Raw genomic sequence first — 21,346 nt, 5'->3', positions numbered from 1 at the left:
TCTGCGCTTCCGGTGCTCATGTACTTAAGTACACTCTGCTCCGGTTCTCGAAAATCACCATTTTCACTGCGGCTTGACGCTTTTTGATCCAGATACCAGAGCGCCAGCCTTTGCCATATCCGCCAGAATATGCTCACGCAGCGCTTTCGTCACTAGCGGCCTTTTGCCGAACCAGCGCTCGAAACCTGGAACGGCCTGATGCAGCAACATGCCAAGACCGTCCACTGTCACCAGACCTGCTTCTTCGGCCTTTTTCAGAAAGGGCGTCTTGAGCGGTACATAAACAATATCGGTGGCAACCGCCTTTCGCGACGCTTTGCCAAGATCGAGCGGGAATACCTCCTGCTCGTCATGACCGCTCATGCCAAGCGATGTCGTGTTGACGATCAATCCGGCGTCGGAGACCAGTTTTTGCGCCGCATCCCAGCCATACGCCGAGACACGCGGTCCGAAATGGGTTGCGAGATCTTGCGCCCGACTCACCGTGCGATTGACGATGGCGACTTTCTTAAAGCCGCGCGACAACAGCGCGTGGACGATTGCCCGGCTTGCGCCACCAGCGCCCAGAACAAGGGCACTGTCGGCATTATCCCAGCCGGAAGCCGATGCATCGAGATTGGCGGCAAAACCATAGGCATCAGTATTGCCGCCATGGAGCCTGCCATTTTCAAGCCAAAGCGTGTTGACCGCGCCGATAGCCTTCGCGGCCTCATCCAGACTTTCCACCGCAGCATAGGCTGCTTCCTTGTGGGGAATGGTGACATTGCCACCGGCAAAACCGTTTTCGGCAAGCGACGAAGCAAAGAAGCTGAAATCTTCCGGCTTCACTTCTATCGCCTCATAAGAACCGTCGATCCCAAGTTCATCAAGCCAGAAACCATGGATCAGCGGCGACCGCGAATGTTTTATCGGAAAGCCGGTGACAAACGCCTTCTTAGCCATCGATCAGTTTTTCCTTCCGCAGTTCAGCCAGCAGCGGCAGCAGCGGCAGACCGACAATCGTGAAATAATCGCCTTCGATCTTATCGAAAAGCTGGATGCCCGGTCCTTCGACCTGATAGGCGCCGACGCTCGAAAGCGCGACGTCCCCCACACGACCGAGATAACGCCCGACAAAACCGGGATCCAGATCGCGCATGGTCATGCGGGCAATCGAAACGTGGCGCCACAGGGTTTTGCCGTCCTTCACAAGCACAACCGCACTGTTGAGCTGATGGGTCTTTCCGGAAAATTTCAGAAGCTGGCGGCGCGCCGCTTCCATATCGGCGGGCTTGTGGAAAATCTCGTCACCGAGCGACAATGTCTGATCGCAGCCGATCACCACCGCGCCGGGGTTCTTCTCGCTTACGTCGAGCGCCTTCGCCTCGGCCAGAACCTGTGCGACTTCTTCCGGCGTAGCGCCCGTTTCATAAAGCGGGGCTTCGACCGCGCGCTCGTTGATATCCGCGCTTGCTGTTGAAAACTCTATGCCGGCATTCTTCAACAACGCCGAACGGAAGGGGCTTTTAGAGGCAAGAACGAGTTTGTCCGTCATGACAGAAATCCTTGTTTATCCCTTTTCGCTATGCGCGCGGAGCAGCGCCAGAATGGCAGCTGCGGTTTCCTCGATCGACCGGCGCGATACATCAATGATTGGCCAGCCGTTTCGGTTGCATATATTACGCGCATAGGCCAGCTCTTCCGAGATCGATACGCGATCCGTATAAAGACCCGTATCCAGCGACGGCACATTGCCGAGTGGCCGGTTCTGGCGGATTTGCGAAATCCGTTCAGCCGTCGCGACCAGTCCCACGATCAATGGACGCTTCGCCGTGAAAAGGACTTCGGGCAAGGGAATCCCCAGCACAATCGGAACATTGGTGGCCTTGATGCCGCGATTGGCGAGATAGATGCTTGTCGGTGTCTTGGATGTGCGTGAAATACCGACAAGAATGACGTCGGCTTCCTCAATGTCATAAGGCAATTGGCCGTCATCATGCTCCATCGTGAAATTGAGCGCGTCGATGCGCCGGAAATAATCGGCATTGAGAACATGCTGTGCGCTGGCGCGGCGATGCGCAGGCGCACCGAGGTAGGATTGAAACGTGTTCAGCACCGGCTCCAGCACGGAAACGCTCGGCACGCCCATTTCCGCGCAGGATTCATCAATGATCGCCGCCAGCTTCTGGTCGACAATCGTATAGAGAACGATGCCGGGTTCCGCATCGATGCCCTCAAGAACCTTGCGCAGCTGCTTTTCGGTACGGATCAGCGGATAGATGTGCTCGATGGCACGCGCATTGGCATATTGCGCCGCTGCCGCACGGCCCGCCGCGAGGAGAGTCTCTCCCGTCGCATCAGAAATAAGATGAAGATGAAAGTAGGAAAGCGGTCTGGTCACAGTTTTGTTGCCCTCCTGTTGACGGCTGTGCGTAAAGGCCGAACGTCTTCCACAAGCCATGGCAGGCCGTGGGAAACTTGGCAAGTCATCCACAGCGGGCGAACATGTGGCGAGTGGTCATCAACATGTGTGGACAAGACTCATGAAAACGCGAAATCCCATCGTAATTCCCAGCTTTTCCACAAATCCTCATGAACTGCGTCAATTGGTAACCCTTTATATTAAAAGAGGGAATTGAGTTTTCATTGTATTTGGTCAGACTATCGGTGAATGATTGCACAGGATGACATGGCAAATTCGGAACTGTGGGGAAAACAGGGACAGACCTTAATCCCCGATTCCAACAGACTCTAAGAATCAAAAGATTCCTGAATCATCCTTTCTTTATGAGAGCCGGACTGGATAACTTCAGACCAAACCGGATCAGGTAACCAACAGGGCGGATAAAAATCAGATGAAGCGCAAAGTCTTGAGAGTGATTGACGGTGAAACGGTCTTTCCACCTCCCATCTGGATGATGCGCCAGGCCGGACGCTATCTTCCCGAATATCGCGAGACGCGGAAAAAGGCGGGGAGCTTTCTCGATCTCTGCTATTCGCCCGATCTTGCTGTCGAAGTGACCCTTCAGCCGATCCGCCGGTTTGGCTTTGATGCAGCCATACTCTTTTCAGATATTCTTGTCATTCCCCACGCCCTTGGACGGGACCTTCGCTTTGAAGAAGGCAAGGGACCTTTGATGACACCGATTGATGCGGACGAGATTTTCTGGCTTGAGACGGAAGGTGTCGCCAAAAGGCTGGAGCCAGTCTACGAGACGGTTCGGCTGCTGCGCGAGCAGTTGCCCGACGAAACCACGCTGCTGGGCTTCTGTGGCGCTCCCTGGACCGTTGCGACCTATATGATTGCCGGTCACGGCACGCCGGATCAGGCACCCGCCCGTCTTTTCGCCTATCGCTTCCCCGAAGCTTTTGAAAAGCTCCTGAACGATCTTGCCGATGTTTCTGCCGAATATCTTATCGAGCAGCTGGATGCCGGTGCTGATGCGGTTCAGATTTTTGATTCATGGTCGGGCGTTTTGGATGAGGACTGCTTTGAGCGTTTCTGCATCCAGCCCGTTGCCCGGATTGTCCAGAAGGTGAGGGCGGTTTATCCGGAGGCGCGCATCATCGGCTTCCCGAAAGGGGCAGGAATGCTTTATGCAGGCTATCGCGAAAAGACCGGTGTGGATGCGCTCGGTCTCGACTGGTCTGTTCCCTTTTCCTTTGCTGCCGCTCTTCAGGAAGAAGGCGCGATACAGGGCAATCTCGATCCGCTGCGCGTTGTAGCAGGCGGCAATGCGCTGGATGAAGGCGTGGACACCATTCTCGAACGTCTCGGCCAGGGTCCGCTGATCTTCAATCTCGGTCACGGAATCACACCGCAGGCACCGATTGAGAATGTTCAGCGCATGATCGACCGTATTCGCGGAGGAAAATCATGAGCCAGACAGCTCCGGAAAATCGCGGCTCGGCAGTCGCCATTCGCACTGTCGTTTCGCTGGTTGTGGTCGCACTTGGCGTTTGGGCATTGTTTCACGTGAATCCAGCCGACGCCTATCTCTGGATCAAGTCGCTGCATGTGATTGCCGTCATCGCATGGATGGCTGGGATGCTCTATCTGCCGCGCCTCTTCGTCTATCACTGTGCCGCAAAGCCTGGTTCCGAAACATCGGAGACCTTCAAGGTGATGGAGAAACGGTTGCTGCGCTTCATCATCAATCCGGCTATGATCGTGACCTGGATTGCCGGTCTCTGGATGGCTTGGGAAATCTTCGGTTTCCAGGGTGGCTGGCTGCATGCAAAACTGCTGCTGGTCGTGCTGATGTCCGGCCTGCACGGCTATCTCGCCAAGTCGACCCGACTTTTTGCTGAAGACCGCAATATGCGCTCGGCCAAACACTGGCGAATCATCAATGAAGTGCCGACGATTCTGATGATTCTGATCGTCATACTGGTGATCGTTAAGCCGTTTTAATCGGAATACAGTCTTGAGAAAGAAACCCGCTCGCCGGGTTTCTGCCATTTTTCTGTTGCAGAAATTTCGCGCTATCCCTACATGAGGCTTGCTCTGCATGCTGCAAGTCAGTATGTAGGAAGCCTCTTCCCTTCAAGACAGCAGGCCTTCGATGCCGGTCACGACGTTCAGGTGGCCACCTTTCCGAACAACTGCATTTTCTCCTTACATTTTAAAAAGAGTTCCTCATCCATGCAGGAAATGAAACTACAAGAACTAAAGAACAAGACACCGGTGGAGCTGCTGGCTTTTGCCGAAACACTTGAGGTCGAAAACGCGAGCGCCATGCGCAAGCAGGAACTGATGTTCGCGATCCTCAAGAAGCTGGCGGCCCAGGACGTCGAAATTATCGGCGAGGGCGTCGTCGAGGTGCTGCAGGATGGATTCGGCTTCCTGCGCTCTGCTGATGCCAACTACCTGCCGGGCCCAGACGATATTTATATTTCACCCTCGCAGCTGCGTCGTTTTTCTCTCAAGACCGGTGATACGGTCGAAGGTCCGATCCGCGGTCCCAAGGAAGGCGAACGTTATTTCGCGCTGCTCAAGGTTAATTCGATCAATTTCGAAGATCCGGAAAAGATCCGGCACAAGGTTCACTTCGACAATCTGACGCCGCTCTACCCGAATGAGCGCTTCAAGATGGAACTGGAAGTTCCAACTTCCAAGGATCTTTCGCCGCGTGTCATCGATCTGGTGGCACCGCTCGGCAAGGGCCAGCGCGGCCTGATCGTCGCTCCGCCACGTACCGGTAAGACTGTTCTTCTCCAGAACATCGCCCATTCGATCACCGCAAATCATCCGGAATGCTATCTGATCGTTCTTCTGATCGACGAACGTCCGGAAGAAGTGACCGACATGCAGCGCTCGGTGAAGGGCGAAGTGATTTCCTCGACCTTCGATGAACCGGCAGCGCGTCACGTTCAGGTGGCTGAAATGGTCATCGAAAAGGCTAAGCGCCTTGTCGAACATGGTCGTGATGTTGTGATCCTGCTCGACTCGATCACCCGTCTGGGCCGCGCTTACAACACGGTTGTGCCGTCTTCCGGCAAGGTTCTGACCGGTGGTGTGGATGCCAATGCATTGCAGCGCCCGAAGCGCTTCTTCGGTGCCGCGCGCAATATCGAAGAAGGCGGTTCGCTGACCATCATCGCAACCGCGCTGATCGATACGGGCAGCCGTATGGACGAAGTGATCTTTGAAGAATTCAAGGGCACCGGTAACTCGGAAATCGTGCTTGACCGCAAGGTTGCCGACAAGCGCATCTTCCCGGCGATGGACATTCTCAAGTCCGGCACCCGCAAGGAAGACCTGCTCGTACCGCGCGCGGATCTGCAGAAGATTTTTGTTCTGCGCCGTATCCTCGCGCCGATGGGTACGACCGATGCGATCGAATTCCTTATCGACAAGCTCAAGCAGACCAAGAGCAATTCCGAATTCTTCGATTCGATGAATACGTAAAAATTACTCGGTTCAAACCGTTTGAGAAGCGCCGCGCGAGAAACCGTTGCGGCGCTTCTTATTTTCAGTATGCCTTGCCGAGGAGCAGTCGCAAAGCATCGGCGTTCTGGACAGGCGGCAGACAGACATGTCCCTTGCAGAACCAGGCTGATGGATGCTCAGGCTCCGCAGTTCCCCCGGTCGGTAGCTCTATTGTCTTGCCAGCCTCGAACCGCACGAACTTGTCTACGCGTCTTGGGTCTGGATTTCGATTCGCTGTCGAAACAAGTTCTCCGGCGTTATCGTCTGTGGCCACGACAAGAGAAAGTGGTTCAGCTGCAAAACGGGCCGCATTCAATATTCCAATTTGCCCATATTGCTGTGCGAAGGCTCGGCCAAGCGCCTGTTCGATCAGCTTCTCATTGCTTTGATAGAGATCGATATTGCCCGTCGCCAGAAACAGTCTTGTCAGTGCTTCGATGATCTGGCTGGTCGCGCTCGGTATTGCTTCATCATAATCGCCATAAGCGTGCAGGATGACGTCATCAGCGTCCAGCGCCGATAGACGATAGTTGCCAGCACCATCGCGATGGCTGTCATCGAGCGCCTTTTTGAGTTTCAATGCGTCATCGATATAAGCCCATTCGCCCGTTGCCTCATAAAGGGCAATGGCTGCGTTGATCATCGATGCATAATCGGTCGAAAGGGCAGGGTAGAGAAGAGAGTTTTCCATGCGGCAATGTGCGATGCGTCCATCACGAAAACTGCTCGCTATGGAGCGATAGGCATCAACCGCGAGGTCGATCCAGTCCTGTCTTCCAAAACTCCGACCTGCTTCGGCCAATGCCCGGATAGCAAGTCCGTTCCAGTCGGTCAGTGCTTTTTCATCACGTCCGGGCCGTACCCGCAATTCACGACGTGCCAGCAGTTTTTGCCGCGATGTTTCGATCAATGGCGGCAGGATCGCATCACCATCGACGGCATCAAGGCGGTTCAGAATGTTCTGGCCTTCCCAGTTTCCACCCGCTGTGACGCCGTAATAGTCCTTGAAGGTTTTGCTATCGTTGCCAAGCGCCTGATCGATTTCCTGCTCGCTCCAGACGTAAAACCGTCCTTCTTCGCCTTCACTGTCGGCATCGAGGCTGGATGCAAAACTTCCGTCGGGCAAACGCATTTCACGGATCAACCAATCGATAGTTTCTTCGATTCGTAAGCGAAACAAATCATTTCCGGTTTCGGCGAAAGCGTAGTTGGCGTGTCGAATGAATTGAGCATTGTCGTAGAGCATTTTTTCAAAATGCGGGACCAGCCAATTGGCATCGGTGGAGTAACGGCAAAGTCCGCCACCCAGATGGTCGTAAATCCCGCCCTGCAGCATCACCTTGAGAGACAGGAGGAAATTGTCCCGATGCGTCTCATTACGCCCGTAGAGCCAAGAGAGCCACAGATTGTCCATGAAAGGCGCGTTGGGGAATTTCGGTGCTCCTTCTATTCCGCCCCGGACCGGATCAATCAGGCTGTTGATGCGTGTCGCAATCTCGTCAAATCGTTCGACTTCGTTCACCACCGGCGCGATCTGCGCTGCCAGCCTGCCTTCGAGATGATCGAAGACGGCCTGCGCATTATGGTTAATTTTTTCTTTATCCTTATTCCAAAGGTTATTAACCGCATGCAGCACATCGACAAAGCCGGGCATGTTGTGGCGCTTGTGCGGGGGAAAGTAGGTTCCTCCCCAGAAGGGCTTGCCATCTGGCCTTAGAAACATGGTGAGCGGCCAGCCGCCCTGTTGTCCCATCGCTCCAAGCGCTGCCATATATATCTGGTCTATGTCGGGCCGTTCCTCGCGGTCCACTTTCACATTGACGAACAAGGCATTCATCACTTCCGCCACATCGGGATTTTCAAAGGACTCATGCGCCATGACGTGACACCAGTGGCAGGCCGCATAGCCAACCGAAAGCAGAATGGGCCGGTCGAGCTCCTTCGCAGCATCCAGTGCTTCCTTGCCCCAGGGCTGCCAGTGAACAGGATTATCGGCGTGCTGGCGCAGATAGGCACTCGGTTCTTCGGCAAGGCGGTTACTGCCAGCAAGGCGATTGCGGTCTAACTCTGTCATAAGGCTTTTCTTTCACTGCACGAATGAATATGCCATTCCATCAGCATCCGTTTGGTTGCTTTCGTCCTTATTGATTATAGCAGGAAATGAAATGAGCGAGATCGCTTCCCTTCAAGATACGATTTTTGCTTTGTCGAGCGGGCGTCTGCCATCCGGCGTTGCTGTGGTACGCATTTCCGGCCCCAAAGTTCGATTCGTACTCGAAACGATAGTCGGCTCCATACCGACACCACGATATGCAGCCTACAAGCTATTCCGTAGCCGAAATGGTGATCCAATCGACCGTGGACTGGCGCTTTTTTTCCCTGGACCGAACAGTTTTACCGGCGAAGATTGCGCTGAATTTCATTTGCATGGCGGCAAAGCAGTCGTTGAGAAGCTCTTGTCGGAAATGGGAGAGCTGCATGGTTGCCGTATAGCGGAAGCTGGAGAGTTTACGCGACGTGCTTTTTCTAATGGCAAGATGGACTTGACGATCGCCGAAGGCCTTGCGGATCTGATCGCCGCGGAAACCGAGGGACAGAGGCGGCTCGCATTGCAAGTCGCTTCTGGTACGCAGCGTGAGCTTTACACGGAATGGCGTCAGCGTCTGTTGCGTGCACGCGCCTTTATAGAAGCGGAACTCGACTTTGCCGATGAAAGCGATGTTCCTGGTTCCGTATCGGAGCAGGTCTGGCAGTTACTGGCACTGTTAAAGAGTGAGATCGAGAACCATATAGCGAGCGGCAAGCGCGCTTCGATGTTGCGCGACGGACTGCATGTCGTGATTGTTGGTGCACCGAATGCCGGTAAATCCAGCCTGCTGAACTTTCTGGCCGGGCGCGAAGTAGCGATCATTTCGGAAGAGGCGGGAACGACCCGCGATCTTCTGGAGGTCAAACTCGATCTGGGCGGCATCCCGGTTTACGTGACAGACACGGCAGGTTTGCGGGAGACCGATAGTTCCGTCGAAAAAATCGGAATTGAACGCGCCCGCGCGCGTATGGCCGATGCCGATTTGGTTCTGCTGCTTGAAGATATGAACGATCCCATAGCTGTCGCTTCCGACGAAGTACCAGAAGCTTTATGGAAAATCGGCACAAAAGCTGATCTGAATGCTGAATCTGCCGATTGCTGGACCTACCGCATTTCAACAAAAACTGGCGAAGGACTGGACCAACTACTCACGAATCTTCAGAATTTCGCGGAAGAGCGGATAGGCCAGATAGAGGATGCCGTGCCCACGCGGCAGAGACATATCAACCTTCTGCGATCTACTGTCACCGAGATCGATAGGGCGATAAACGGTACAAACCTTCCGCTTGAACTCCGCGCAGAGAACATGCGCCTTGCATCCCAGTATCTCGGACGTATTACTGGTGATGTCGATGTGGAAGAAATTTTGGACGTTATTTTCTCTCAGTTCTGCATCGGAAAATGATTCACGTGAAACACGGGCCGATTGATCCTGAAAATTGTTTCACGTGAAACATCTGTGGAATCTCGCCAAGGTGATTGACTCACTCCTCCATCCGTGAGTCGGCTCGTCGCCGAGATTTGATCAAGTCGACGACCAATTTGATCTTCCGTTTCAAGCCTATTCGTGTCAAAGAGACATCTTTCAGAAACGGATTCGAGTTGCGTCAGGATGAACCAAATGAGTTCGACCGAAGCCACAGTCTTTGATGTCATTGTGATCGGCGGCGGCCACGCGGGATGCGAGGCTGCTTCAGCGGCTGCGCGCGCCGGCGCCAGAACTGCGCTTGTAACACATCGCTTTGATACTATTGGCGTTATGTCCTGCAACCCTGCCATTGGTGGACTGGGAAAAGGGCATCTTGTACGTGAGATCGATGCACTCGATGGCTTGATGGGGCGTGTCGCCGATGAAGCCGGTATCCAGTTTCGTCTACTGAACCGCCGAAAAGGGCCTGCTGTTCGCGGACCTCGAACTCAGGCTGACCGCAAGCTTTATCGGCTTGCCATGCAGAAGATGATCGCGGCCCAGGACAATCTATTTGTTGTCGAAGGCGGCGCGCACGACCTTCGGGAAGAACACGGACGCATCACCGGGGTTGTTTTGTCCGATGGGCGGACCCTGTCATGTGGCGCTGTGGTGCTGACGACCGGCACGTTCCTGAATGGGTTGATCCATATTGGGGAAAAGAAGATTCCTGCTGGCCGCATGGGCGAAAAGCCAGCGCTTGGTCTTTCCGAACGCCTGACCTCGTTCGGCTTTGCGCTTGGGCGTCTCAAGACAGGCACGCCGCCACGACTGGATGGGCGTACTATTGATTGGCAAAGCCTTGACATGCAGTCCGCCGATGAGGAGCCTGTGCCGTTCTCTCTCATGACGGATCGGATCACCATACCGCAGATTGATTGTGGCATTACCCGCACAACGCCGGAAACCCACGCTGTCATTCGGGCCAATCTGCATCGTTCGGCTATGTATTCCGGTTCGATCGAGGGCATTGGTCCCCGTTACTGCCCCTCAGTGGAAGATAAGATCGTCAAGTTCGGCGACCGTGACGGCCACCAGATATTCCTCGAGCCGGAAGGGCTGGACGACGATACCGTTTATCCAAACGGTATTTCGACATCGCTTCCGGAGGATGTGCAGCTCGACATATTGAAGACCATACCGGGGCTTGAAAAAGCCGCTATGCTGCAGCCCGGATATGCGATTGAATATGATTTCATCGATCCGCGTGAGTTGAAGCGCAGCCTGGAAACCCGGAAAGTTACCGGTCTGTTTCTGGCGGGGCAGATCAACGGCACGACTGGCTATGAAGAAGCGGGCGCACAAGGCTTGCTCGCGGGCATCAATGCCGCGCGTCGAGCTTCTGGTGGCGATCCTGTCATTATCCAGCGCACGGAAGCCTATATAGGCGTCATGGTTGATGATCTGACGTCACGCGGGGTCAGCGAACCTTATCGCATGTTTACATCACGTGCAGAATTTCGTCTGTCGCTTCGCGCGGATAATGCCGATCAGCGCCTGACGCCACTAGCGGACAAGCTCGGTATATTGGGGCACGCACGTAAGGAACGATTTGAAGCGCGGGAAACGGCGTTGGATGAAGCGCGGTCACTGACACAGTCACTGACCATTACGCCCAATCTGGCTAGCCGTTACGATCTGCGTCTCAATCAGGATGGCGTGCGGCGTTCGGCCTATGATCTTCTGTCCTACCCGGAGATTGATCTGGATCGGTTGAAATCGATCTGGCCTGAACTCGGAGCTGTTGATCCGGCAACGCGGGAAGCGCTGGAGATCGAGGCCCAGTATGCCGTCTATATGGATCGGCAGAAGAGCGACATTGCAGTGATGGAGCGCGAGGAGCAACTGCTCATTCCAGCAGGGTTGGACATTGATGGAATATCCGGTCTTTCCAATGAGTTGAAGCATAAGCTCAAGCAACGCAGGCCGGAAACAATTGCCGAGGCGCAGCGCGTTGACGGGATGACACCGGCAGCACTGGCGCTCCTTATCGCACAGATCAAGAAATTCGGATATCGCCAACGGGCTGCATCGGAATTGTCTGAAGGGCAGGGCGCTGCATGAGCGCCGATACTCGCTTTGAAAGTCTGAAAGCAATCGTTCCCGCTGTTTCACGTGAAACAGCGAACCGCCTGATCGCCTTTGAAGACTTGTTCCGCAAATGGTCGAAGGCGATCAATCTTGCGTCCCCCTCTACTCTGAACGAGTTGTGGACCCGTCATATTCTGGATAGTGCACAGCTATTTCCCTTGGCGAGTGATGCCAAGCACTGGTTGGATATTGGTTCTGGCGGCGGATTTCCGGGCATTGTGACAGCCTGTTTCCTCGCCGAGCAACCAGGCGGCGCTATCGATCTTATTGAGAGCGCAGGGAAAAAGGCGGCGTTTCTGCGCACTGCAGCGGGACATTTGCACGTACCGGCGCGGGTCCATTCCGCCCGCATTGAAGCGATGTGGGAGAAAATTGAAACACCACAAGTGGTTACGGCACGCGCGTTGGCGTCGCTGAACGATCTTTTTGGTCTGACGGAGCCTTGGCTGACCAATGGCGCCAAAGCTCTCTTCCAAAAAGGTCGGGATTATCAGCGTGAGATAGACGAAAGCCGTGTCGGTTGGAGTTTCGATCTGGTACAACATCAAAGTGCTATCGATCAGGCTTCGGTCATACTCGAAATCACCAATCTTCGGCGCAAAATCGCTTGATGGCTGGAAATTTCGAAGGGGCGGGCAGCAGCAAGGCGACGGTGATGAACAAAATGTCCAGAATCATAACCATTGCAAACCAGAAAGGCGGAGTGGGTAAAACTACCACCGCCATCAATCTGGCTACGGCATTGGCGGCTATCGGCGAGACCGTACTGATTGTCGATCTCGATCCGCAGGGCAATGCCAGCACCGGTTTGGGTATTGATCGCCGCAACCGGCCTTTGTCTTCCTATGACGTGCTGACGCAGGAATCGTCGGTTCCTGATGCTGCAATGCCAACCGATGTTCCCAATCTGCATATCGTACCATCGACGCTGGATCTTCTTGGCATTGAAATGGAAATTGCGCAGTCGGCCGATCGTACACGGCGCTTGCGTGATGCTTTGCGGTTCGATTCCTCCGTGTCGGAGCGATTCTCCTATGTGTTTGTCGATTGCCCACCGTCGCTCAATCTTCTGACGTTGAACGCCATGGCTGCAGCCGATTCCGTTCTGGTGCCGCTGCAATGCGAGTTCTTTGCTCTGGAAGGCTTGAGCCAGCTTTTGCAGACGGTCGATCAGGTGCGGTCGTCGATCAATGCCGAGCTTTCGATCCAGGGTATTGTGCTGACCATGTTCGACAGCCGCAACAATCTCGCTGCGCAAGTGGTGGATGATGTTCGCGCTTTCATGGGTGAGAAGGTCTATCGTACTGTCATTCCGCGTAATGTGCGCGTCTCGGAAGCACCATCACACGGTAAACCGGCAATTCTCTACGATTTGAAATGCGCCGGCAGTCAGGCCTATTTGCAACTCGCATCGGAAGTTATCCAGCGCGAGCGACAATTGCAGGCCGCATAGCCAATCGATTCGACGACGAAACAATTCAGGATTAAGCCGAACGATGAATGATGATCCTTCAAAAAAGCGCCTTGGCCGCGGATTAGCGGCGCTGATCGGTGAAATTGATCGCCCTGCCGAAGAGCGTAAGGCACCTGTTCCCATCGAACGGAATGTTCCGATTGAATTCGTCACGCGCAATCCGCGCAATCCGCGTCGCATGTTCTCAGAAGGTGACTTGGAGGATCTGGCGCAGTCGATCAAGGAACATGGCGTGGTGCAGCCGATCGTCGTGCGACCGGCGCCAGGGCAGCCGGACCGGTTCGAACTGATTGCCGGTGAGCGTCGCTGGCGTGCTTCGCAGCGGGCCGGTGTCGATACGATCCCGGTTATTGTTCGTGACGTTGACGATCGTGTCGCACTTGAGATCGCGATCATCGAAAACGTGCAGCGCGCCGACCTGAATGCGGTCGAAGAAGCTTTGGGATATCAACAGCTTATCGATAATCATGACTATACGCAGAATGATCTGGCACAGGTCATCGGCAAAAGCCGGAGCCATGTCGCCAACACGTTGCGTCTGTTGAAACTACCGCAACCCGTGCAGGATTTCATTGTCGATGGTGCGCTTTCGGCAGGTCATGCTCGAAGTCTCATCACGATGGAAAACCCGACCGCACTGGCTGAGCGGATTGTCAAAGATGGTCTGTCGGTACGCCAGGTGGAAGCGCTTGCGCAGGCGGAAGCACGCGGTGGTGCGGAAGCCAAGCCCGGTAAAGCAGGACCTGTTGAGAAAGATGCCGACACCAAAGCACTCGAAAAGCTGCTTTCTGATGTTACTGGCATGAAGGTTGAGATCAATCATCGTGATCGCGGCGGTGAGGTCAAGATTCGATATAGTTCTCTTGAGCAACTCGACGAGATTTGCCGCCGGCTTCAGAGTTGATCTATTATACGAATATTTGAACATAAAGGCTCGTTGCATTTCATTGCGGCGAGCTTTTTCATTTACAGCAGCCAAACCAACACAACACCTATATTGTAACGCGATGCGGAGAACTGGCTTGGTCAGGCTGCAAAGCCCACCGCTATTCGTTCCAACAAATACATGGATAGATATTCACCGCCGCGTCAAAAGGCAATTATGATCCGTCATCGCTTCAAGTTAGAGGCCACAGTCAAACAGCGCTTCCACAGCATAACTCGTAACTTTATGAACCATTTTGTTTCGCAGCCGCTCGTCAGTTCGACCGGTGACTGTTTCGTTTGGAAGCGAATTGCGCTAGTGAGTGGCAATGGCGCAGAAGAAAGCAAACGAAGTCGATAGTTTTCTGGCAAGGCCGACGAATTCGTTTCCGGTCGTGCTGCTTTACGGCCCCGACAAGGGGCTGGTGAGCGAGCGTGCGCGCCGTTTTGCCGAAGCAAGCAAACTGCCGCTGGACGACCCGTTCGCCGTCATTCGCATGGAAGCGGATGAGATCGAGGCCGACCCGGCCAAACTCGCCGATGAAGCTCGCACCATCTCTATGTTCGGTGGCCAGCGCCTGATCTGGATCAAGAATGCCGCAGGCCAGAAGAAGCTGGCGGAAGCGATCAAGCTTCTTGCGACTGAACCGCCGCTTGAGACGTTCGTGCTGGTTGAAGCCGGTGATCTCAAGAAGGGCGCAGGTCTGCGTAGCGCTGTCGAGAACGCTTCGGCAGGTATGGCCTTGCCCTGCTATTCCGACGACAGCCGCGGGATCGATGGTGTTATTGACGATGTTCTGGCGGAATGGAAGATGCAGATCACGCTCGACGGGCGTCAGCTGCTGCGGGCAAGCCTGGGCGGCGATCGTCTTGCCACGCGGGGTGAACTCGAAAAGCTCTGCCTCTATGCGCGCGGCAAGGAGCGGATCGATATAGACGATGTGCGTGAAGCAGTCGGCGATGTCGCTGGTCTTTCCACCGACGAGGTGATCGATGCGGTTTTGGCTGGCGATCTTCCGCGTTTCGAAGTCTCCTTCGACCGTGTCGTGAAATCCGGCACCGCGCCGTTTCTCCTGCTCAACACGGCGATGCGCCAGTTTCAGCAGGTACAGACCTTGCGCCACATTGCCGATACCGAGCGTAAAAGCGCGTCCGTCGTTGTGGCTGCGGCTCGTCCGCCAATCTTCTTCAACCGTAAGAAACTGGTCGAGAATTCAGTAAGCCGCTGGACCGGCGAAAGCCTTGCGCGCGTTATGGAGCGCTTGCAGCGTGCCATTCTCGAAAGCCGCCAAAATGCGGCGCTCGCTATCCCCATCATCCGCCAATGCCTGCTGGCAATCAGCGTCGAGTCACTTCGTAACGCTCGGCGTTAAAGTCTGTTTCGAAGTTCTGTTGCAATTAATATAGGCCGAGATCGGCCTCGATTACGGGTTTGCCACATCCCAATTGCGAGCTGCTACGCTTAGCAGCTCGAAACCATGATCAAATTGAGCAATAGTTTTCATCTGTCTCATAAGCTGGATGGTTTGGTGCTGCATGGTTATCCAGCCAAGTACAGAGTAGGAATAACAATATACTCCGGTCGGAGTGACCTATTCCAGACTAAACATTTTTATCTGATGGCTAATGTAAAACAGCAAGAATTATGAATTCTCCTTCAAAGAAGGAGAAATAATGAAAATATATACCGCGTGGAGCCCATTCGAAACCCAAATTTATGACCAATCGTGTGGAGATGATCAAGAAACAGATAATGATTTCGGTAAAAACGTCGGCGCTGGATTTATCATGGATGCTGAAGGAAAATCATTAACTCTGAGTGCCGACTCTGACGTTTACTGGCCTGCCTCCGAAAGTGATCCTGATGCTTCCATCGACACAGTCACAGAGTTTGGCATTTTGTCCGGCCACTTTGCGTTAACCCAGCGCACGGGTGGCGCATTATGCCTAGGAAGTGAGCGTTCTTTCAGCTTAACTCTACAGCGTGAAGGTTCGATGGTTTTGGAACACCCTCATGTTCAAATGGAGACGAGATCGCGCGGTGATTATGGTAGTGTGCAGGTTGAAATGTATGATGCTTCACAGCTGACTTTCTCAGGGCTCATCATTTTCTGGGGGGAGAGTTTTCTGTCTATGACAATGCCAGACCAAATTTCTTCGAAGAACACGTAACGCCTTACACTGGCCTAACGAAATTGTATGACACGTCGGAATTCAATCTCTCTACGAATAGGATTTATGCAAGCAACTCACCCGAGAGGGAATGGCGGATTTCTCTTGCCGATGGTTCGCCGCAGTTAAATATTCTGGCTCAGACAAGTGGAGGAGATCCTCTTCAGACCCAGAATGAAGCGGCGCCGTATCCAGAAGCAATTCTGGATTTTGGTGCAAGCTCCAGAGGGACTATTGCTATTGATATGCCTGACGCTAACGCATTCATGTTAACTCTCTTGGATAGCAGAAAGACGTTTTCCGTTAACGGAAAGCCCGTTTACGTCGGCAATAGCAGTCAATTTAATCACAGTTTTCAAAATGGTGTACAGAGAAACGGTTTTACGACCGGCGTCATGACTATCACCAAGATAAGATAGAAAATAAGAGCTCAGCCGTATCAAATGGGGCATCTGCTCCATGTCCGGCTTCAAGTCCGAAGCCGCCGCCAGCCTTATGCTTTCCGGCGTCGAGTCCATTCATATAATGGCTGGCAGCGAGGCATCTTTGCACCGGCCCCCAATGTAAAAGGGAAGTCGGCGATGCGCAGCGGAGTATCGGTTGCAATACTGCGCTGCGCGCCGTCAACACGAGGTTCCTATTCGATCAGCAGCGCATCGTCATCGAGCGTCTGGCCGCGCACCTTGCGGAACATTTCGATGAGGTCTTCCACACCCAGCGTCTTGCGCTTGTCGCCGGTCACGTCGAGCAGGATCTTGCCGCCATGCAGCATGATCGTGCGGTCGCCATAATCGAGCGCCTGCCGCATGGAATGGGTGACCATCAGCGCGGTCAGCTTATTCTCGGCAATCAGCGTCCGGGTCAGTTCCATCACGAACTCGGCCATGCCGGGATCAAGCGCTGCCGTATGCTCGTCGAGCAGCAGTACTTCCGAACCGGAAAGCGTCGCCATGATCAGTGACAGGGCCTGACGCTGGCCGCCGGAGAGAAGCTCCATGCGGTCCTGCATACGGTTTTCCAGCCCCAGATTGAGGCTCGCCACACGCTCGCGAAACCATGCGCGACGCTTGGAATTGAGCGCGTGGGTGAGGCCGCGAGTCTTGCCGCGCGAAGCAGCCAGAGCGAGGTTTTCCTCGATTGACAGTGTACCGCAGCTGCCTGCCAGCGGATCCTGGAACACGCGGGCGACAAGACCGGCCCGCTCGGCAGTGGGCTTGCGGGTCACATCCTTGCCACTGATGACCACTTTGCCAGCAGTGGGGATCACATCGCCTGCAAGAACGCCCAGCATCGTGGATTTGCCTGCGCCGTTCGACCCGATGACCGTGACGAAGGAACCCTGGTCCATGGTTAGATTGATCTTGTTCAAGACCTGCTTTTCGAGCGGAGTGCCGCGACCGAACACGACATCGAGATTGGAAAGTTCGATCATGCCGATGCTCCTCCGCGACGCAGGCGCGGCAATATCAGGGCGAAGGTAACGAGAAGGGCGGTCGCAATGTTGAGATCGGATGCCTGCAGGCCAAGAATGTCACCATTCGAAAGCGCAAACTGGATGGCGATACGATAGATGATCGAGCCGAGCACACAGCCAATCAGGATCACCAGAATGAAACGGCTGCGCAACAGCGTTTCACCGATGATGACCGCTGCAAGGCCGACCACGATGGTGCCGACGCCCGAGGTCACATCGGCAAAGCCGTTTGTCTGTGCGAAGAGCGAGCCACCGAGCGCCACCAGTGCGTTCGACAGCGCCATGCCAAGATAGATCTGCCTGTCGGTGCGAACGCCCTGTGCTCGCGCCATTCTCGGATTGGCGCCGGTTGCACGCATGGCAAGACCCATATCGCTTTCCAGAAAGCGCCAGACAACAAATACCGCAATGGCGACCAGCACGAAAAGGAACAGCGGGCGCACATAATATTCGGGAATGCCGTGACCGAAGAACGGCGTCAGCATGGTGTCCTGATTGATGAGCGCGATGTTGGGACGCCCCATGACGCGCAGATTGACGGAGAACAGCGCGATCATGGTCAGAATGGAGGCGAGAAGATTGAGAATCTTGAAACGCACGTTCAGCGTCGCTGTCACAAGCCCGGCAGCAGCACCCGCAACCATGGCGATGGCTGCCGCCAGCCAGGCATTCATGCCTGCCAGGATCAGTACACCGGTTACGGCAGCGCCCAGCGGAAACGAACCGTCAACCGTCAGATCGGGGAAATCGAGGACGCGGAACGCCAGATAGACGCCGATGGCTACAAATGCGAAGACGAGGCCCAATTCGACCGCACCCCAGAAGGCGATCTGACTCACAATGTCATTCCTTGTTTCTCGCCGTGACCAAAACGAAAGACTTGCACATCAACGCATCATCAATCGTCGCTTTACGGAAATCGGGATTCCGACTGTTCCGCTCGGCCAGCTTCAGTCACGACCGGTTTTGTTTTGAGTTCGTCCGCCAGCTGTCGAGCTGTGCCAGACCATTCCCCGGTTGTTTATGCGAAACCGCATTTTTGCGGCTTTATATCTCAGGCGGGATACAACCCACAAGTTCCAGTGTGCAAGCAATATCGCCGGGCGGACCCCGAAATGCGGCACTTTGTGGGGCAATTGCAACATAGAGCATTTCCACCCGATTTCTGCCGTTGGAAATGCTCTATCTATTTCTAACACGTATCTTATCCGAAAACCGGTTCCCACTTTTCGGGATGCGCTCTAGTGGTCTGATTCCGACATTTGCATCCCTTGGATATGAGCGCCGGGCAAATGTCGGAAGCAAAAACACCACTAATAACTTTTTGAATCTAGTGGATTTTTCGAATTTGACGTTTGAAACGTGATTTGTATCGGACGGGTATCAAACGTCAAATTCAATCCACTAGCAAAAAGGCGAAGCCTTTTGAGGCTTCGCCTTTCTTTATCTTGATTTTGAGTTCTATCAGTCGATCTTGCTGGTCGCGCGGTCGATAACAGCCTGCGGGAATTCGACGCCCATCTTCTTGGCAGCGCCGAGATTGATGACGAGATCGGTTCCCTTGGCGATATCGACAGCGATATCGCCTGGCTTTTCACCCTTGAGAATCTTCACCACGACGGCACCGGTCTGCTTGCCGACATCGTAATAGTTGAAGCCGAGGGCAGCGAGTGCACCGCGCTTGACCGAATCCGTGTCTGCAGTGAAGAGCGGCAGCTTGCTTTCTTCAGCAACGCCGACGGCGCTTTCCAGAGCCGAAACGATGGTGTTGTCGGTCGGAACATACATGGCGTCCGCACGGCCGACGAGGGCGCGCGCTGCACCCTGAACTTCAGCCGACTTGGTGGCAGCCGATTCAACGATTTCGATGCCTTCGGCGGAAGCTGCTTCCTTCAGTGCGGCCAGAAGCGACACGGAATTGGTTTCACCGGAATTGTAGAGATAACCGAGCTTCTTGATGTTCGGCATCACTTCCTTGATGAGCTTGATGTGCTCTGCCACTGGCGACATGTCGGAAAGACCGGTCACGTTGCCGCCCGGCTTTGTCATGTCCTTGACGAGCTGCGCGCCGAGCGGATCGGAAACAGCGGTGAACACGACCGGAATATCGCGGGTTGCCGAAACGACAGCCTGTGCCGATGGCGTGGAGATCGGAACGATCACATCCGGGCCTTCGCCGACGAACTGGCGGGCGATCTGCGCTGCAGTTGCCGGGTTGCCCTGTGCGGATTGATAGACGAATTTGAGATTTTCGCCTTCCTTGTAGCCCGCTTCGGCCAGCGCATCCTTCACGCCGTCGCGCGCGGCGTCGAGGGCCGGATGTTCAACGATGGCGGTTACGGCGACGGTTACGTCTTTTGCCTGTGCCGAGGTGGCAATGGCCGTTGCGGCCAGCAAGGCCAGAAGCATAGAACGCATGAAAATCTCCCCTGTTTTGGTGCGTTGCTTATCGGCAAACACCTTTTCTCCAATAACCTCAGATTGAAGGTTTATCCGCCAGATTTGAGGCTTAATCGGGTCCGGATAGACTGTCAACGTGTGGGGCAACCTGTCCGGATTGAACACGATATGCCCGCAACAAAAAGCGGCTCGAATTCTGACGGGGTTCAAATGCTGAACACTGTGTTCAGCGCCCTTTCAATCTGGCGGCGCGCCGCCATATTTGGCGATAACAATTATCTTTTGCCCGCAATCAGGGAACATCATCATGAAGAAAATCGGCTTTCTTTCCTTCGGTCATTGGTCGCCATCGCCGCAATCGGGAACCCGTTCCGCAAGCGATGCGCTTCTGCAATCGATTGACCTTGCTGTTGCCGCCGAGGAACTGGGCGCGGACGGCGCCTATTTCCGTGTGCATCATTTTGCGCGCCAGCTTGCTTCGCCTTTTCCGCTGCTTGCAGCAGTTGGCGCCAAGACGAGCAAGATCGAGATCGGCACGGCCGTCATCGACATGCGGTATGAAAACCCGTTCTATATGGTTGAAGATGCAAGTGCTGCGGACCTGATCTCCAAGGGCCGTCTGCAGCTCGGCATTAGCCGCGGCTCGCCGGAACAGGTGATCGATGGCTGGCGTTATTTCGGTTATGCGCCGGAAGAGGGCAAGACCGATGCCGATATGGGGCGCCAGCATGGCGAGGTGTTCTTCGAAGCGCTGAAGGGGCAGGGCTTCGCCCAGCCAAATCCGCGCCCGATGTTTCCGAACCCTCCCGGTCTGCTGCGCATTGAGCCGCATTCGGAAGGTCTTCGGGATCGCATCTGGTGGGGTGCTGCCTCGGATGCGACAGCTATCTGGGCTGCAAAGCTTGGCATGAATCTGCAAAGCTCGACCCTGAAGAAGGACGAGTCAGGCGAGCCGTTGCATATCCAGCAGGCCAAGCAGATTCGCGCCTATCGTGAAGCCTGGAGGGAAGCCGGACATACGCGCACACCGCGTGTTTCGGTGAGCCGCAGCATCTTCGCGCTGGTTGATGATCGCGACCGGGCCTATTTTGGTGGCGGAAGCAACGAGCAGGACTCTATCGGCTATATCGAGGAAGATCTGCGGGCGGTCTTTGGTCGGTCTTATGCGGCTGAACCGGATAAGCTCATCAAGCAACTCGAAAAGGATGAGGCGATTGCTGAAGCCGATACGCTGCTTCTCACGGTGCCGAACCAGCTTGGTGTCGACTACAACGCGCATGTAATCGAGTCGATCCTCAAGCATGTTGCGCCAGCACTTGGCTGGCGCTGAATACTCTTAAAGA

At 54.6% G+C, this 21,346-nt stretch carries 19 protein-coding genes; 11 read left to right on the top strand and 8 right to left on the bottom strand.

Annotated elements, in window-relative coordinates; genetic code table 11:
- Positions 1 to 63: 63 nt before the first annotated feature.
- From OHI65_RS22130 to OHI65_RS22120, 3 genes are read right to left on the bottom strand one after another with little or no spacing between them, the layout of a single operon-like run.
- Positions 64 to 942: a shikimate dehydrogenase gene (locus OHI65_RS22130; protein ID WP_125300414.1), complete on the bottom strand. Its 879-nt coding sequence runs from the start codon at positions 940 to 942 to the stop codon at positions 64 to 66.
- Positions 935 to 1,534: a Maf-like protein gene (locus OHI65_RS22125; RefSeq protein ID WP_125300413.1), complete on the bottom strand. Its 600-nt coding sequence runs from the start codon at positions 1,532 to 1,534 to the stop codon at positions 935 to 937. Before OHI65_RS22125 ends, OHI65_RS22130 begins: the two co-directional genes overlap by 8 nt.
- Positions 1,535 to 1,549: 15 nt before the next feature.
- Positions 1,550 to 2,380 (bottom strand): pyruvate, water dikinase regulatory protein, encoded by an 831-nt coding sequence (locus tag OHI65_RS22120; protein ID WP_010657653.1) that lies wholly within the window; start codon positions 2,378 to 2,380, stop codon positions 1,550 to 1,552.
- A 454-nt stretch (positions 2,381 to 2,834) separates the two neighbouring features.
- Here OHI65_RS22120 and hemE point away from each other — a divergent pair, with 454 nt between their 5' ends.
- The 3 genes from hemE (at position 2,835) to rho (ending at position 5,890) form a co-directional block, all read left to right on the top strand.
- Positions 2,835 to 3,860: a uroporphyrinogen decarboxylase gene (gene hemE / locus OHI65_RS22115; RefSeq protein ID WP_071633894.1), complete on the top strand. Its 1,026-nt coding sequence runs from the start codon at positions 2,835 to 2,837 to the stop codon at positions 3,858 to 3,860.
- Positions 3,857 to 4,393, top strand: a complete 537-nt coding sequence (gene hemJ, locus OHI65_RS22110; protein WP_010657651.1) for a protoporphyrinogen oxidase HemJ — start codon at positions 3,857 to 3,859, stop codon at positions 4,391 to 4,393. The genes hemE and hemJ overlap by 4 nt, the downstream gene beginning before the upstream one ends.
- A 231-nt stretch (positions 4,394 to 4,624) precedes the next feature.
- Positions 4,625 to 5,890, top strand: coding sequence for a transcription termination factor Rho (gene rho, locus OHI65_RS22105; RefSeq protein ID WP_012091070.1), 1,266 nt, complete (start codon positions 4,625 to 4,627; stop codon positions 5,888 to 5,890).
- 64 nt (positions 5,891 to 5,954) lie between these two features.
- Here rho and OHI65_RS22100 read toward each other — a convergent pair whose 3' ends face one another.
- Complete coding sequence (locus OHI65_RS22100) at positions 5,955 to 7,985, bottom strand: thioredoxin domain-containing protein (protein ID WP_125300412.1); 2,031 nt, start codon at positions 7,983 to 7,985, stop codon at positions 5,955 to 5,957.
- A 91-nt stretch (positions 7,986 to 8,076) separates the two neighbouring features.
- Here OHI65_RS22100 and mnmE point away from each other — a divergent pair, with 91 nt between their 5' ends.
- The 7 genes from mnmE (at position 8,077) to OHI65_RS22065 (ending at position 16,129) form a co-directional block, all read left to right on the top strand.
- Positions 8,077 to 9,405, top strand: a complete 1,329-nt coding sequence (gene mnmE, locus OHI65_RS22095; protein ID WP_125300411.1) for a tRNA uridine-5-carboxymethylaminomethyl(34) synthesis GTPase MnmE — start codon at positions 8,077 to 8,079, stop codon at positions 9,403 to 9,405.
- 216 nt (positions 9,406 to 9,621) lie between these two features.
- Positions 9,622 to 11,532, top strand: a complete 1,911-nt coding sequence (gene mnmG / locus OHI65_RS22090) for a tRNA uridine-5-carboxymethylaminomethyl(34) synthesis enzyme MnmG (RefSeq protein ID WP_125300410.1) — start codon at positions 9,622 to 9,624, stop codon at positions 11,530 to 11,532.
- Complete coding sequence (gene rsmG / locus OHI65_RS22085) at positions 11,529 to 12,170, top strand: 16S rRNA (guanine(527)-N(7))-methyltransferase RsmG (RefSeq protein ID WP_125300409.1); 642 nt, start codon at positions 11,529 to 11,531, stop codon at positions 12,168 to 12,170. Before mnmG ends, rsmG begins: the two co-directional genes overlap by 4 nt.
- A 44-nt stretch (positions 12,171 to 12,214) precedes the next feature.
- Positions 12,215 to 13,012: a ParA family protein gene (locus tag OHI65_RS22080; RefSeq protein WP_264358811.1), complete on the top strand. Its 798-nt coding sequence runs from the start codon at positions 12,215 to 12,217 to the stop codon at positions 13,010 to 13,012.
- Between the two features lie 43 nt (positions 13,013 to 13,055).
- On the top strand, positions 13,056 to 13,937 hold the full coding sequence (locus OHI65_RS22075) for a ParB/RepB/Spo0J family partition protein (RefSeq protein ID WP_010657644.1): 882 nt from the start codon (positions 13,056 to 13,058) through the stop codon (positions 13,935 to 13,937).
- A gap of 349 nt (positions 13,938 to 14,286) precedes the next feature.
- Complete coding sequence (gene holA / locus OHI65_RS22070) at positions 14,287 to 15,330, top strand: DNA polymerase III subunit delta (RefSeq protein ID WP_012091076.1); 1,044 nt, start codon at positions 14,287 to 14,289, stop codon at positions 15,328 to 15,330.
- 301 nt (positions 15,331 to 15,631) lie between these two features.
- Positions 15,632 to 16,129: a hypothetical protein gene (locus OHI65_RS22065; protein ID WP_264358810.1), complete on the top strand. Its 498-nt coding sequence runs from the start codon at positions 15,632 to 15,634 to the stop codon at positions 16,127 to 16,129.
- A 269-nt stretch (positions 16,130 to 16,398) separates the two neighbouring features.
- Here the strand turns inward: OHI65_RS22065 and OHI65_RS22060 are convergent, their stop codons facing one another.
- From OHI65_RS22060 to OHI65_RS22045, 4 genes are all read right to left on the bottom strand, one after another.
- A complete protein-coding gene (locus OHI65_RS22060) occupies positions 16,399 to 16,647 on the bottom strand; it encodes a hypothetical protein (RefSeq protein WP_264358809.1) in 249 nt (82 codons plus the stop codon).
- Positions 16,648 to 16,766: 119 nt separating this feature from the next.
- On the bottom strand, positions 16,767 to 17,561 hold the full coding sequence (locus tag OHI65_RS22055; protein WP_012091078.1) for an ABC transporter ATP-binding protein: 795 nt from the start codon (positions 17,559 to 17,561) through the stop codon (positions 16,767 to 16,769).
- Positions 17,558 to 18,442, bottom strand: coding sequence for an ABC transporter permease (locus OHI65_RS22050; protein WP_012091079.1), 885 nt, complete (start codon positions 18,440 to 18,442; stop codon positions 17,558 to 17,560). Before OHI65_RS22050 ends, OHI65_RS22055 begins: the two co-directional genes overlap by 4 nt.
- Positions 18,443 to 19,067: 625 nt before the next feature.
- On the bottom strand, positions 19,068 to 20,021 hold the full coding sequence (locus OHI65_RS22045; protein WP_010657637.1) for an ABC transporter substrate-binding protein: 954 nt from the start codon (positions 20,019 to 20,021) through the stop codon (positions 19,068 to 19,070).
- Positions 20,022 to 20,310: 289 nt separating this feature from the next.
- On the opposite strand from OHI65_RS22045, the gene OHI65_RS22040 reads away from it, so the two are divergent.
- Positions 20,311 to 21,333, top strand: coding sequence for an LLM class flavin-dependent oxidoreductase (locus OHI65_RS22040; protein WP_264358808.1), 1,023 nt, complete (start codon positions 20,311 to 20,313; stop codon positions 21,331 to 21,333).
- The last annotated feature ends 13 nt before the right edge of the window (positions 21,334 to 21,346 follow it).

The sequence above is a fragment of the Brucella sp. MAB-22 genome (assembly GCF_025908475.1).
GTDB lineage: Bacteria > Pseudomonadota > Alphaproteobacteria > Rhizobiales > Rhizobiaceae > Brucella > Brucella anthropi.
The sequence above is the reverse complement of the archived record's forward strand: the minus strand, read 5'-3'. Positions and strand labels throughout refer to the sequence as shown.

Bases quoted from the DNA above. Each gene is read 5' to 3' on its own strand.
- OHI65_RS22065 (WP_264358810.1), top strand. From the start codon at position 15,632: ATGAAAATATATACCGCGTGGAGCCCATTCGAAACCCAAATTTATGAC.
- OHI65_RS22040 (WP_264358808.1), top strand. From the start codon at position 20,311: ATGAAGAAAATCGGCTTTCTTTCCTTCGGTCATTGGTCGCCATCGCCG.
- mnmG (WP_125300410.1), top strand. From the start codon at position 9,622: ATGAGTTCGACCGAAGCCACAGTCTTTGATGTCATTGTGATCGGCGGC.
- OHI65_RS22100 (WP_125300412.1), bottom strand. From the start codon at position 7,985: ATGACAGAGTTAGACCGCAATCGCCTTGCTGGCAGTAACCGCCTTGCC.
- OHI65_RS22080 (WP_264358811.1), top strand. From the start codon at position 12,215: ATGAACAAAATGTCCAGAATCATAACCATTGCAAACCAGAAAGGCGGA.
- rsmG (WP_125300409.1), top strand. From the start codon at position 11,529: ATGAGCGCCGATACTCGCTTTGAAAGTCTGAAAGCAATCGTTCCCGCT.
- mnmE (WP_125300411.1), top strand. From the start codon at position 8,077: ATGAGCGAGATCGCTTCCCTTCAAGATACGATTTTTGCTTTGTCGAGC.
- hemE (WP_071633894.1), top strand. From the start codon at position 2,835: ATGAAGCGCAAAGTCTTGAGAGTGATTGACGGTGAAACGGTCTTTCCA.
- OHI65_RS22130 (WP_125300414.1), bottom strand. From the start codon at position 942: ATGGCTAAGAAGGCGTTTGTCACCGGCTTTCCGATAAAACATTCGCGG.
- OHI65_RS22055 (WP_012091078.1), bottom strand. From the start codon at position 17,561: ATGATCGAACTTTCCAATCTCGATGTCGTGTTCGGTCGCGGCACTCCG.
- holA (WP_012091076.1), top strand. From the start codon at position 14,287: ATGGCGCAGAAGAAAGCAAACGAAGTCGATAGTTTTCTGGCAAGGCCG.
- hemJ (WP_010657651.1), top strand. From the start codon at position 3,857: ATGAGCCAGACAGCTCCGGAAAATCGCGGCTCGGCAGTCGCCATTCGC.
- OHI65_RS22045 (WP_010657637.1), bottom strand. From the start codon at position 20,021: ATGCGTTCTATGCTTCTGGCCTTGCTGGCCGCAACGGCCATTGCCACC.
- OHI65_RS22060 (WP_264358809.1), bottom strand. From the start codon at position 16,647: ATGGACTCGACGCCGGAAAGCATAAGGCTGGCGGCGGCTTCGGACTTG.
- rho (WP_012091070.1), top strand. From the start codon at position 4,625: ATGCAGGAAATGAAACTACAAGAACTAAAGAACAAGACACCGGTGGAG.
- OHI65_RS22125 (WP_125300413.1), bottom strand. From the start codon at position 1,534: ATGACGGACAAACTCGTTCTTGCCTCTAAAAGCCCCTTCCGTTCGGCG.
- OHI65_RS22075 (WP_010657644.1), top strand. From the start codon at position 13,056: ATGAATGATGATCCTTCAAAAAAGCGCCTTGGCCGCGGATTAGCGGCG.